The organism is Nicoliella sp. ESL1120 (genome assembly GCF_058508515.1).
The window spans coordinates 85465-98960 of the sequence record NZ_CP196384.1 but is presented as its reverse complement, the minus strand read 5'-3'; the positions used below and the strand labels follow the sequence as shown (position 1 = coordinate 98960).

Here is a 13496-nt window from a genome sequence, read left to right as displayed (position 1 = left end):
GGTACCATTCTAATTTAGACTCGTTATATTATGAGTCACCTTATTAACGTTTTTGAAAGATTCAAAAACGTGTGCACCGTTAATGGGGTGCCAAGGCATTATTATCTAATATCGATAATACCAAATCACAGGTCATTTTCATTAACCAACAGCTAATCCATTTACATCGACCATGGACTTTCTTAGTAGTGTCACTTAATTACTCTCCTGCTCAAATTGTTTATGCAAATATTTATTTTTCTAATTATATTATAATCATTTTCAAATTATTTTCAAGTGATGTTAATTTAGATTAACTTATTGAAAAATAAAAAGCGGATTAATTTCTTGATCGTGAAATTAATCCGCTTTTTATTTTTATTTATTGGCTTAAAATTGATTATTCCTTAACGTTAACGGTAACATCGCTAAATCCATTATCGAACTTAGCAGTCCAATCACCAGCAGTTAAGCGTGGTGGTAATAAGAAAGTACCTGATGATACACGTTGACCAGCTTTAAATGATTGGCCTTGTTCGTGTAATTTCTTCACAAGCCATTGAAGTGAATTTAATGGGTTGCCTAATACTTCAGATGAAACCCCATCGACTTCTTCTTTACCATCATGATAAAGTTTGGTATGGACGTTTTCTAAGTCCTTCAAACTGAATTCGCTGGTATCTCGTTCTTCACCGTAGACTACGTATCCACCAACAGCGGCATCTGCCATGACTAAGTATTTAGATAATGATGGGAACCAGTCAGAGAAGCGGCAATCAGGAACTTCAACTCCTGAAGCAACGGTCGTCTTACGAGCTAAATCTTCAAGTGAATCGTTAACTGATAGGTCTTCTTTGGCCTTGAAAACCAATTCAACTTCAGCAAGTGGATCCATTAAATCACTACTTAATGATAATGTTGCTGGTGACTTAACGAAATGTTCTTGAACTTGAGCTCCATATAGTGGTTCGGTAGAATCGAACATGTCTTGGGTTTGCTTGCTAGTTAGACTAACTTTGTAACCACCTAATGGTTGTGACTTAAGTTCCATTAATCGACGTTGTACTCGATATGATGCATCTTCATCACTAAGTAAGTTTGCCCATTCATCCATCTTAAGAGCTTCGCGGTTAGTATAAGCATTGAAAAGTGCTTGTGCTAATTTTTCTTCAGCGTCATTTAATTCTACTACAGTTAAGTTTTCTTGGTTAGTGTTAGTGTTTGTCATAATAAATCGCTCCTTAATTTTTAGAACGAATCAATTGAAATGATTCGTACTATCATCCTAATGTAATTTTTAATCTGAATCTCGCTGTCATCTGAGTTGTTGCTAATGTCTGATTTCATACGAACCACTTCTTTCTTATTATTATTTCAGAAAAGCAAAAAGCGCCCTTAGCCTCCCAAATTAATTGGGATCCTAAGGGCGCTCACGCGCGTTACCACCTTAATTCGCCAAGCAATAATCGCTTGACCTCGACGTACGGTTAATTTAAAAATCAACGATACGCTGGCATGATAACGGGTGCTTCCGGTAGGACTTACTTTAAGTTCAGTCTACTAACTAAAGAATGATAACTACTCATAATCTCAATGCATTGTCACATCAACCCAATGCTTTCTGAAAGATCGATTAATTCGTTTTTTCTTATAATCGCTATTTGTTTATCTGATTGTCTACAAGTATATACCCTAAAATTATAAAGTCAACACTTTTTGACATTTTATTTTAATTTATTTTCATTTTATTCTAACTTTGCTTTTCTAGCTTGGAGTGATGCTTGCCATATAGGACATATACGACCATCCCAATTGCGAACCAAACGACGAATCTGACCCATGTTTCCCAGTTCAATCCTAAGATCAACAGGATACAAAATGCAATTGAAATCAATGGAACGAAAGGAACCCCTGGAACCTTGAAGCCTCTGTGAATTTCTGGGTGTTTTTTGCGCATCCAAATAATTCCAGCTGATACAAGGATAAATGCGACTAATGTTCCGATATTAACCATTTCTGAGAGGACATTTAAGTTAACGGCTCCAGCAACTAGTGCAGTGATAATTCCAAAGAACCACGTTCCCTTTACTGGCACTTGTTTCTTCTTATTAACTTCACCAAAGAATTTAGGGAATAAGCCGTCCCGCCCCATTGAGTAACTAATTCTAGTTTGGCCGTATAGGGAAACCAGTGTAACGGTCGTCATTCCGAGGATGGCCCCGACACTCACGATTACTGATAGCCATGTTTGACCAGTCGATCTTAATACGGCAATTACTGGATCGTTCAAGTAGTTAGCAAATGCAGTGTATTTAACTACCCCAGTCATGATTAATGTCATTAGGATATATAAAACAGTTGAAATAATCAACGATAGCATAATTCCTCTTGGAAGGGTCTTGCTTGGATTAACGGTTTCTTCAGCACTAGACGAAACGGCATCAAAACCGATAAATGAGAAGAATACGATCGAAGCCCCTGGAATAATTCCTGAAGCAACACCATGGTTGAATGAATACCAGCCATAAGGAGCAAATGGTTTCCAATTGTAACTCTTGATCGCCCAGAAGGTCGAAACAATAAATAATACAATCACCCCAATTTTTACGAACACCATGATGTCATTAATTCGCTTGGTTTGGTTAATCCCCTGTGAGATGATGAACGTAAGAACAATAATCAAAAGAAAAGCAGGGACATTGAAGTATGAAGTTACTCCAGGAGTCGTACCAGCAGCGCTTGCTAACGATGGTGGAATATTAATCCCAAAACTATGTAGTAAGCTCGTTAAATACCCTGACCAACCTACAGCAACGGCGGAAGCACCTAATGCATATTCCAAAATTAGATCCCATCCAATAATGAATGCAATGATCTCACCAAATGCTAGGTAAGAATACGTATAAGCTGATCCAGAAATTGGTGCGAACGATGCGAATTCACCGTAACATAGTCCAGCAAACCCACAACAAATCGCAGCAATAATGAACGATACGATAATCGAAGGGCCAGCAGTTAGGGAGGCCTTCCCTGTCAATACAAAAATCCCTGTCCCAATAATTTCACCAATTCCTAATAAAGTTAAGTCCATGGTCTTAAGGCTTCGCTTTAATGGGGATGCATTGGCAGTTATTTTTGTTAAATCTTTTTTCCTAAAGATATCCATTAATATCACCCCATGAAATATAAAAGTTGAATTAAAATTAAATTATAAATATCTAATTTTTACTAATATTATTCTAATTTTATTCATATGTCAAGGATTAATGTAATAAAAAATAACATAACTCGCTATTACATGTATATATATTAATTATTAACTATCATCATCATAAAAGATCGGTAAAGAAAATGATTTATAATGTAACCCACTTTTAATATAAATATATATATATTAAAATATGTTATGAATAAGTTAGTGATATAATTATCCATAAAGAGAGATGATGATATATGAATAAATCCGGATTCAAATCATTGATGATGGTTTTTATCGTGTGCCTAATCGGGGGATTGGGATTAGGTATGAGTTTTAAAAGTGCCAGCGCTTCCAGTACTAGGTGGCACGGCCTTGATTATGATGATGCAAGGAACCCCACTAATGTTAAGCAGATCAAAATCATGATTAATAATGTAGCTAAACACAAGGGCAATTACCTTAAATTGCATCTGACTGACGATACGGATTTTGCAATTGAAAATGATACAATTGGTCAAACAGTTAAAAAATACCCTAAAATGAAGGATGGTCTTTACTATAATTCTGATACCAAAAAACTATTTATGAGCAAAGCACAATTTAAAGAGTTGGTTAAATATGGGTTAAAAAAACATATTACTGTGATTCCTGAAATTGATGTTCCTTCGCATACGGTTGGGTTACATAATGTTTTAAAGGTAACTAATCCGAAGTTAGATAAGGAAGTATACGATACTGCGTATGAACAACTTAGCTATGGTAAAACGGCAACTAAAGACCTTGTGAAAGCTATTTTTCAGGAATATTTACCGTTGATTCCAGCAGGTAGCCCGATTGGCACTGGTGGTGATGAACTATCCGTAGCGAGTGCAAAGCATAAGCAAGCATTGCTCAAGTTTGATAATGAACTAGATGAAAGCCTCAAAGGTTATCAAATGTGGATGTATAATGATAGTGCTCAAAAATTAACGTTCAAAAAGCTAAACTTAGATATTGTAATTGAATACTGGAGTCAAACTGGTGACCAAGATGTTAAGTCATATACGAAGGATAACTTGGCCAACAATGCTTCTGCTTCCCAATTACTTAGTAATGGGTATAAATTAGTCAACATTAATTCATACTTTCTATATTTACTACCTGAAAAGAGTTTTGTTACCAAGGAAAATTACAAGTACTACTTAAAGGATCTAGACACCTATTTTGGTGAAAATATTTTTAACGAAAAAAATTTTTATACAAAGGTAAAAGCTTCCAAGAATATCATTGGATCTGCCTCTAGTATCTGGTATGATGACAAGCCAGAAATGACCCCAGCTAAGACAGTTAAAGAATTAATGCCATGGGTCAACGCATTTTTAGATTGGGTCCACAAGGGTAAGCTTACTAAATAAAAAAACTAGTCCAGCTGGACTAGTTTTTTTATTCCATATTTTCAAATATTTATTTTAATAATTTATGGTGCCATTTTTGACCATCATAGCTATTATGATACCAATTTTGACTATTAAATTCATAACTATAATATCTAGTTTTACTAAAATCACCATTTTTAGCGGACAATCCAATATTCCAAGATTGGTAGTTAGTATTGTATATGGTATCACCAGCCCTTAACACCACTTTCTGAATCCCGCTTGTGGTTGGCTTTTCTAACGATGTGATCCCATTATTACTAGTGGTGTTGTAAGGTAAAATATTTGAATTACTTGCATAATAAACATGTTTACCAATTTTTACTTGAACTGTTTTATCTTTATATGCACGGACTTTAAATACCTTAGTAATATCTTTTCCCTTATAATTAATAAAATTATTTTTTAAGACCCGCTTAATTTGGGTAGTAAGTTTTTTATCTTTCGAACTGTCGGTATCAGTATCATTATCTTGATTCATTAATTTTTCATAGCGTTTTAACCCAGAATATGATTGAGAAAAAATGCTGTTATTCCCAAGACCATCTGTTAAATTAGCTAATGAAAGATATCCTGATTGCCATTTATCATTCGTAAATGAATTACTGGTTAATGTTTTAACGTTAATTTTACTAATTGGATCGTTGTTACTAGTTAATTCAAAGTTGATAATATCATTATAATTAATCGTCCAATATGGCTTTGTGAACGAAAAAGTGCTTTTTCCATAAATTAGATCATTTTTGCTTTTCGTAATTGCAAAATACGAATTGCTAGGCGGACTATAGGAACGCATCCCCTTGGCATAGATGATTGTATTTTCTGGAATGATTTTTGTTTTAGTGACGATCTTTTGACCTGAAGAATCACTTGGGTAATGAACTAGTTTTGCTTGAACTGGTTTGGTCAATTTAATTTCACGCCAGTAGTCCCAATAAAATTTAATCGATGCTGGAACCTGGTCATTAGATACGATGATGCCATCTTCATTTTTTACTTCGGCATGAACTGCATTTGTTACCAGTAGAAATAATGTTGCAGATAACAACATGGTGGTCGTGATTTTTTTAATCATGAATTCCCCATCCCCTTCAATACATTATCTAATTTAGTCTTTTTACGCTTAAACTAGCTAATAATTAAAAAATAACCTCTGGATGAAGAACCATCATTCAGGGGTTATTTAAATTTTCATTTCTAATGATTATTTTTTAGCAACCACAATGGCGATGCTTTCGTGGGGGAATTTACTATTATTTGGATTGTATCCATAAACGAACCCAACTCCGAGACGCTTAAAGCCCTTAGTCTTAATGAATTTATTATAATTCTTACCAACTTTACCACTACTACCAGCGTTGAATAATGGTTGTTCTACCCAACTTGCTGTCTGGGCAGCATTTAAACGTTTATTGTTCCAAGCTCTAGAAGTAAAAATAGATTTATTGTGGTTTTTAGCATAGTACTTACCTGCAATTTTATTGAATGCTTTATCATTAAATGCTCTATGTTTACCACCAAAGATATACTTCATTGCTTTGCTGGCATATGTCTGTGCTTCCTTGTTTAATTTCTTATCAAATTTCATTTGTTTGGCACCACGAATATTAATATATTTTGCTTCGTTAGCATCATCTAAAATCATTTCCTTAACAAGGGGGACGTAATCTTTTTGAACGTGCTCTACGTGTTTAGCAGCAGAGACGTTCGTAGGATTTGAATATGTAAGTCCAAAGACAGTCCCACTAGCCAGAATTGTGGAAATCAATAAAGTTTTTATTTTTTTCATAATATTCACCTCATAAATATTTTAATTTAATAAATATATTTAATCAATTATTGTGATTAAATGATAATAATCATTTAAATCGTTTCATAATTATTATCTTAAAAATTGATTAATTAAAATATAACTACAATCTTACCCGTTGTATGCCCTGCTTCACTTTCTTCGAACGCCTGCTTAACATTCACCAAGCTAAAATCATATTGCTTTGAAATGGTCACCTTGACTTTATTATCAGCAATTTGTTCTGCAATTGCAGCTAATTGATTCGGCTTAACTTCAGTCTGAATGAAATCACCATTAATGGATAGTTGCTTACAAATATCCTGGTCAGGCATCCCACTAGTTGAAACGATTGCTCCACCGACTTTAATCAGCGAATAACTAGCCGCCAGCGTCTTGCCACCAATCAAATCTAAAATTTTATCAAACTTATCAACGTCTTTAAATGCATCGGAATTGTGATAATCAATTACCTTATCAACTCCTAACCCCTGCAAAAAATCATTATGATCAGGACTAGCGGTCACTGAGACATTGGCTCCAGCATTTTTAGCAAATTGAATTGCAAACATCCCCACTGCTCCTGCGCCACCTTTGATCAATAACCGTTCACCTGCTTGAAGGTGCAATTTATCGAATAATGATTGATAGGCAGTTAAACCAGCCACTGGAATCGTTGCCCCATCTTCAAATGATACTGAACTCGGTAGAATCGCGGTTAAACTATCTAAAGTAACAGTTTCTTCTTGAAGCGTTCCCTTATAGGTATTAACAAATGATACGACCCGATCACCTGGTTTGAATTTGGTAACAGATGATCCAACGGATTCAACCACCCCAGTGACATCGATCCCAGGCGTTGCTGGAAATTGCATGGACATCATCTGTTGCATATAGCCCATCATTAACTTCCAGTCCATTGGATTAATGCTGACCGCCTTAGTTTTAACGATGATTTCATGTTCAACAGGGTTCTTAGTAACTTTGTCTGCTAACTTTAGAACTGAATTATTACCATATTCATTGTATTCAATTGCTTTCATCTTAATTCCACCCTTATGATAATTTACTACTATGCTTAAATGCTAGTATTATCAAAAACTAAAGTCAATTGAATGTATTTTAATAGTGAATCCTAAATTAATAAATAAAAAACGTTGACTTAAACCCAACTTTAAGCTGTAAGCTAATAACATCAAATCAAGAAAGTAGATGAATATTTTGGCAAAAGATGTAATGATTGTAACGGGTGCTGGTCAATTAAGTATGGCGATTGCTAGACGGATGGGTGCCGATAAAAAGATTATCCTAGGGGATAAGAACCCTAATAATGCTAACCGAATTGCTGAAACGATGACGAATGCGGGCTTTGATGTCGAGGCCGTAGAAATGGATCTATCGTCACGGGCATCAATTCAGGAAATGATCCAGACTGCTCAACAATATGGTGAAATTAAACAACTCGTTAACGGGGCGGGACTATCACCTAGCCAAGCATCGATCGAAGCGATTTTAAAGGTCGATCTATACGGAACGGCAGTTTTATTAGAAGAAGTCGGTAAGGTTATTGCCAAGGGCGGAACTGGGGTCACCATTTCCAGTCAATCTGGATTTAGAATGCCCGCCCTTACTGCTGAAGAAGATCAACAACTTGCTTGTACCCCAACTGAACAACTATTGGATTTAGCCTTACTACAACCCGATAATATTGAAAATACCCTTAAGGCTTATCAACTGGCCAAGCGTTGTAACGAAAAACGAGTGATGGCAGAAGCCGTTAAATGGGGCAAGCGTGGTGCGCGGATTAACGACATTGCTCCTGGAATCATTGTTACCCCCCTTGCAATTGACGAATTTAACGGGATTCGCGGTGATTTTTATAAAAAGATGTTCGCTAAGTCCCCTGCTGGACGGCCAGGTACGGCTGATGAAATCGCTAACGTTGCTGAGCTATTAATGAGCGACCGCGGGGCCTTCATCACTGGTGCGACCTTCCTAGCTGATGGTGGTGCGACTGCAGATTTTTACTACGGTGATAAAGATTAAAAACTAATTTTAAGGGAGAATTTAAATATGAAACAAACACGTTTTGTGAAAGCTGGGAAAGTCGAAGTGAAAGACGTTGCCAAACCAGAAATTGAAAAAGACGATGATGTTATTTTACATGTTGTGCAAGCTTGTGTCTGCGGATCAGATCTTTGGACATACCGTGGATTAGATAAGAAAGCACCTAATTCATTGAACAACGGCCATGAAGCAATCGGAATTGTTGAATCAGTTGGAAAAGCCATCACCACGGTTAAGCCTGGTGACTTTGTGATTGCACCGTTCACCCATGGGTGTGGCCATTGTGCAGCTTGTCGGGCTGGCTTTGATGGGAATTGTCAAAGCCATTCTGATAATTTTAGTAACGGGTATCAATCAGAATATGTGCGCTTCCAACATGCAAATTGGGCTTTAGTGAAGGTTCCTGGCAATCCAGAAGATTATAGCCAAGGAATGCTCAATTCATTCTTATCCCTATCCGATGTAATGGCCACTGGATTTCATGCTGCTAAGACAGCCAACGTCCAAAACGGTGATACAGTTGTGGTTGTTGGGGACGGCGCAGTTGGACTTTGTGGAATCATTGCTGCTCAATTACTCGGTGCTAAGCGGATCGTTGCCATGAGTCGTCACGCTGATCGTCAAGCATTAGCCAAAGAATTTGGGGCGACCGATATTATTGAAGAACGTGGGGATGAAGCAGTCGAAAAAGTCATGGAAATTACCCACAACGCTGGTGCCGATGCCGTACTCGAATGTGTCGGAAGTGAATTATCGACTAATACCGCTTTGAAGGTTGCACGTCCTGGTGCCCACGTTGGTCGTGTCGGCGTTCCCCATGGTAACATTGACTACCCAGTTGCATTCTGGAATAATGTTGTCATTGCTGGTGGAATTGCATCCGTAACGACTTATGATAAAAACATCCTATTAAAAGCAGTATTAGATGGTCAGATCAATCCTGGAAAAGTATTTACAGCTAGTTACAACATTGATGATGTTGATGATGCTTATAAAGCAATGGCTGAAAGAAAAACAATTAAGTCAGTTGTTACTACTAAATAATTTAATAAAAAATACCCAATAATTGTTATTAATTTTTAACAACCATTGGGTATTTTATTTAGATTGAAGCAACTACTTAGGATCGATTTCGACGGTTGCAGAAACAGGGCCTGCCTCAACCATTGGTGGATAGTAAGGACTGCTGCCATACTTATCCTGATAGGCTTGGTTGATCTTTGCATCTAATTGTGAATTACCAGCAGCTGATTTGAAGGTTACTTCAAATTCTTGTCCCGCCAATTTGATCTTTCCGGCCCCCTGCTTAATTGCTGATTGGTACCAACTCGAATGTTGACCGTTATAAGCACGAACGTAAAGGTTACCATCAGCAACGACCGACCAAATGAACGTCGGTGTCCCGTAAGTCTTGCCATCGTCGTAAAATGGTGAGATGTGCATATCATCTGCAGTAGCAAAAGCTTCTAACTGTGAAGCATTCCATTTTGTCATAATATTGCCCCCTTCTGTGATTAAGACTATTAAACCACCTAGAGTTAACTATAAGTCAAGCACCACGCACCTAGACGTTGAATACCATGACCAAGAGCAAGAAGATAATGAAACCAAAAAACGCTACCACGAAGAGTGTCCAAATAATAATTGGTAACCCGAAAATAATCGTTAATGTCCAAACGAAAATGTTCTCTATATAACTTGGCTGATCTTCTGGGAGTTCTTTATCAACAGTGTTTTCGAGTTCACTGACCGTACATGGTGCATTCGTTCCAGTTGCCCATATTGCTCTGGCAGGACAGTTCGGACATGCTGAAAAAGTGCTCGGATACACAAAATTACATCGGGAGCACTTTACATTTGGTGCTTGGTCAAAATGTGGTGAAGCCTTCCGCTCATCAGCATGGGTCGGATGATAATCGATTGAACCACACTCGGGACAGGTTATTTGGGTGTCCTGGTAAATACGTTTGCAGCGATAGCATTGCACCTCCACCCCACCTGGTTCGTCATCAGCAACTGGTTTGGCGTTAGCATTGGAAGCATCACAATAAGGACACGCTTTAAGCAAATCATTATAAATATAACCACATTTTTGGCATTTTAACTTTTTTGCCGATGCTAAATTAACGTCAGCATAGTTAATTTTATTGAATTCTGGATGGTCGTATGGGGTTGTTTCACCTAACGTTGCATCGCAATCGAATCTAGGACAAGCATTTAATATTGGGTAATCAAGATCATCAATGCAATAAATGTAGTCACATAAATTACACCTTAAATAAATCCCCTCCCAGGTGCTAAAAAATTTTTTATTTTTATTACTATCTATTTTGTAGCAATATGGGCATTCATTTTTTGAATCAACTCTAATAAACCCACATTTAATACATTTAATGTTCATATTTTAAAATCCTTATTTATGATGATGTTTAATTCATAATTATAGGTTATAAATTAGTTATAAACAATTGTTCTTTTTTTATTTTAGTTAAAGTAAATATTTGCTTGTGATTATGTGCAGTCCTCTATCATGTTAGCCCCCATTAATTACTTATTTTTTACATTTTTATGCTAACTTTTTTACAATTTCAGAGATATGATAAAGATGCATCAAAAAATTAAATAGAAAAAAGGCGATTATTTTGAAGCATTTTAGTAAATTGATTCCCATCAGTGTAATTGGTATTTCGTTATTGACAGTAAGTAGTTCGACTCTCAACGTTAGTGCAAAAGCAAGTTCTAACAAGAATGAAGTTACGATCTACCTAGCTCGCCATGGTGAAACTACGGGAAACGTAATGGAGCTTGCAGAGGGTTGGGATGATTATCCATTAACCCCTAAGGGCGCAAAAGTGGCTGAAGAAGTTGGTGCTGGATTACGCGGGATCAAGTTTACTGATGCAGCGTGCGGAAAGTTAATTCGACACTTAGATACGGTTAAAGACATGTTGGTTTACTCTGGTAATGGTAAAGTTACCGTTAACGAAACGCCCCTATTTAGAGAAGCTGGTAACGGTGAATACGAATTAGACAATTATGACCAAGAAGATGCTGTTTTAAATAAGTACTACAACGCCACTAGTCGTGCAGAGCTACAAAAGAAATTTGGAACTGATTTTGTAGTTAAGATGCATGATGCATTGTACGAAATTGACAAAGATAGTACCAAACTCCCTAAAGCTGATCGAGCAGAAAGTGGTACTGCAATCGTTAAACGTGAAGCCAAAGGCATTAAAGAAGTAGCTGAACGGACTGCTAAGGAAAAGGGTAAAAACGCCCTTGTCGTTAGTTCCGGAGATATCATTACTGCATACTTATCAAAATATGATCACAATATGAGTGCTGCTGATAAGAAATTAATTACCGATGAAGCAATGCCTAACTCAGGAATCACAAAGGTTTATTACAATGTTAAGACCAATAAAGTTAGATTTGGTAAAGTCGGCGATACCAGCTACGTCAATAAGGGCATTAAATACTTAAAGGATCACAAAGTTAAGGATCAAAAAACAATTGATGTAAAATATCAAGATTAATCATTAAATATTAAAACGACCTAATCATCTTTATTATTAGGTCGTTTTTTTTTAGCAAAAAACAATAATCACCCTTGTAATAAAATACATCTGATGTATTATATAAATGATATGATGTATTTAAGGAGGGAAAGTTAACATGCAATCTAAAAATATAAGTCTTGGCACGGAAACGATCCAAAAAATCATTATGTATATTAAGGAACACCACTTAACTACTGGTGATAAGTTACCCAAAGAAGCTGAATTAATGAATGAACTAGCGGTCGGTCGCTCCACTATTAGAGAAGCAATGCAAATCCTCGCCCATTCAGGCGTGGTTAGCATTAAACAAGGATCAGGAACATACGTTCAACAATTGGAGCTGATCGACGAACAAAATCCCCTGCTATGGCGAACTGAGAAAATGCTTGAAAAAGAGGCCATTGTTGAATTGGTTGATAATGATATTACTCCTGAAGAATGGATTACACTCAAAGCATATCTTAAGAGAAGGAATCAATTATTATCACAAGGCAAGTTCAATGAATACCTTGAACAAGATATCCTATTCCATGAACAAATCGTCAAAATGGCACAAAATGCGTATTTAATTAAGTGGTTCAAGGAACTAAAGCCACTATGGAAAAGTCATCTAAGTCAATCAATTGCTAAGAATCCACACTATAAAGGGAAAATTAAGCATCATAATCAGTTGTTCGATGCATTGATGGATCGAAATGCAGAAGCTGCCATCAAGTTAATTCAGGAAGTAGGCAAATAAAATGTTATCAATCCCAACAATTATTTTCTTAATTATCGGTGGACTGGCGGCTGGGGTTTTAAATGGGATTGTCGGGATGGCGGTCTTAACGATCTATCCCATCCTGTTGTCAATTGGCGTTTCTCCCATCATGGCAAATGTAACGGCCACCATTAGTATTATATTCAGTGGTTGTACCTCGGTCCTATCATCTGCTAAGGAAATCAAAAGTTATCGCAAACAAGCTGGGGTCATCACATTACTTTCAGTATTTGGTTGCATAATTGGCACGTTCATCCTAATCAAAAGCAGCAATGCTCAATTTAAACGGATCGTCCCGTTTATCATTATGTTTGCCGGAATCATGATGTTGATCCCCAAAAAAGACCAGCCCCATGACAACCGCTTCATACGAAGCATTCAGTACCTGTTTCTCCCCATCATCGGTCTTTATAACGGCTACTTTGGTGCGGGTTCAGGAATTTTAGAAACCGCAGTGTTGTCCAGAATTATTCATGCCCCGTATTATGTCTACAATGCGATTAGAAACGTTTTGTCACTAGCTAGTAACATTATCAGCGCCATTATCTTCATTTTGATTTTACCAGTGGACTGGATCGTTATCATTCCACTAGCGATTGGACTAGTGGTCGGCGGCTATTTAGGACCGATCATTGTTAAATTCATCCCTACTAAAGTGATGGAAATTTGCGTGGGGATTTTTGCAATCGGATTATCAACCTATCTATTTATTACTACCTATTAGAAA

At 36.8% G+C, this 13496-nt stretch carries 13 protein-coding genes and 1 other annotated feature (1 of these 14 running past the window's edge); of the genes, 6 read left to right on the top strand and 7 right to left on the bottom strand.

What is annotated here, in order from left to right; genetic code table 11:
- Positions 1–224: a binding site (T-box leader), on the bottom strand; it reaches 20 nt to the left of the window's first position.
- Positions 225–379: 155 nt separating this feature from the next.
- Complete coding sequence (locus ACSYTE_RS07330) at positions 380–1207, bottom strand: 2-keto-4-pentenoate hydratase (RefSeq protein WP_491717409.1); 828 nt, start codon at positions 1205–1207, stop codon at positions 380–382.
- A gap of 522 nt (positions 1208–1729) precedes the next feature.
- The gene (locus ACSYTE_RS07325; RefSeq protein ID WP_491717408.1) at positions 1730–3145 is read right to left on the bottom strand and encodes an amino acid permease; all 1416 of its coding nucleotides are present in this window, start codon (positions 3143–3145) and stop codon (positions 1730–1732) included.
- A gap of 359 nt (positions 3146–3504) precedes the next feature.
- Here ACSYTE_RS07325 and ACSYTE_RS07320 point away from each other — a divergent pair, with 359 nt between their 5' ends.
- Entirely contained in the window at positions 3505–4572 is a 1068-nt protein-coding gene (locus tag ACSYTE_RS07320) for a family 20 glycosylhydrolase (protein WP_491717407.1), read from the top strand.
- Positions 4573–4621: 49 nt separating this feature from the next.
- On the opposite strand, the gene ACSYTE_RS07315 is transcribed toward ACSYTE_RS07320, so the two are convergent.
- The 3 genes from ACSYTE_RS07315 to ACSYTE_RS07305 all read right to left on the bottom strand — a co-directional run bounded on the left by ACSYTE_RS07315 (position 4622) and on the right by ACSYTE_RS07305 (position 7425).
- Entirely contained in the window at positions 4622–5668 is a 1047-nt protein-coding gene (locus ACSYTE_RS07315) for a hypothetical protein (RefSeq protein ID WP_491717406.1), read from the bottom strand.
- Between the two features lie 129 nt (positions 5669–5797).
- Positions 5798–6382 (bottom strand): hypothetical protein, encoded by a 585-nt coding sequence (locus tag ACSYTE_RS07310; RefSeq protein WP_491717405.1) that lies wholly within the window; start codon positions 6380–6382, stop codon positions 5798–5800.
- 113 nt (positions 6383–6495) lie between these two features.
- A complete protein-coding gene (locus tag ACSYTE_RS07305; protein ID WP_491717404.1) occupies positions 6496–7425 on the bottom strand; it encodes an NADP-dependent oxidoreductase in 930 nt (309 codons plus the stop codon).
- 178 nt (positions 7426–7603) lie between these two features.
- Here ACSYTE_RS07305 and ACSYTE_RS07300 point away from each other — a divergent pair, with 178 nt between their 5' ends.
- Both ACSYTE_RS07300 and ACSYTE_RS07295 read left to right on the top strand, forming a co-directional pair.
- Positions 7604–8428, top strand: a complete 825-nt coding sequence (locus tag ACSYTE_RS07300; RefSeq protein ID WP_491717403.1) for an SDR family oxidoreductase — start codon at positions 7604–7606, stop codon at positions 8426–8428.
- A 27-nt stretch (positions 8429–8455) separates the two neighbouring features.
- On the top strand, positions 8456–9493 hold the full coding sequence (locus ACSYTE_RS07295) for a zinc-binding dehydrogenase (RefSeq protein WP_491717402.1): 1038 nt from the start codon (positions 8456–8458) through the stop codon (positions 9491–9493).
- A gap of 72 nt (positions 9494–9565) precedes the next feature.
- Here the strand turns inward: ACSYTE_RS07295 and ACSYTE_RS07290 are convergent, their stop codons facing one another.
- Entirely contained in the window at positions 9566–9943 is a 378-nt protein-coding gene (locus ACSYTE_RS07290) for a DUF2255 family protein (RefSeq protein WP_491717401.1), read from the bottom strand.
- 70 nt (positions 9944–10013) lie between these two features.
- Positions 10014–10850 carry a hypothetical protein gene (locus ACSYTE_RS07285; RefSeq protein WP_491717400.1) on the bottom strand — a complete coding sequence of 279 codons (837 nt, stop codon included), beginning with the start codon at positions 10848–10850 and terminating at the stop codon, positions 10014–10016.
- Positions 10851–11142: 292 nt separating this feature from the next.
- Between ACSYTE_RS07285 and ACSYTE_RS07280 the strand changes: the two genes are divergently transcribed.
- The 3 genes from ACSYTE_RS07280 (at position 11143) to ACSYTE_RS07270 (ending at position 13493) form a co-directional block, all read left to right on the top strand.
- Complete coding sequence (locus ACSYTE_RS07280; RefSeq protein WP_491717399.1) at positions 11143–11985, top strand: histidine phosphatase family protein; 843 nt, start codon at positions 11143–11145, stop codon at positions 11983–11985.
- Between the two features lie 139 nt (positions 11986–12124).
- Positions 12125–12748 (top strand): FadR/GntR family transcriptional regulator, encoded by a 624-nt coding sequence (locus ACSYTE_RS07275; RefSeq protein WP_491717398.1) that lies wholly within the window; start codon positions 12125–12127, stop codon positions 12746–12748.
- 1 nt (position 12749) lies between these two features.
- The gene (locus ACSYTE_RS07270) at positions 12750–13493 is read left to right on the top strand and encodes a sulfite exporter TauE/SafE family protein (RefSeq protein ID WP_491717397.1); all 744 of its coding nucleotides are present in this window, start codon (positions 12750–12752) and stop codon (positions 13491–13493) included.
- Positions 13494–13496 lie beyond the last annotated feature (3 nt).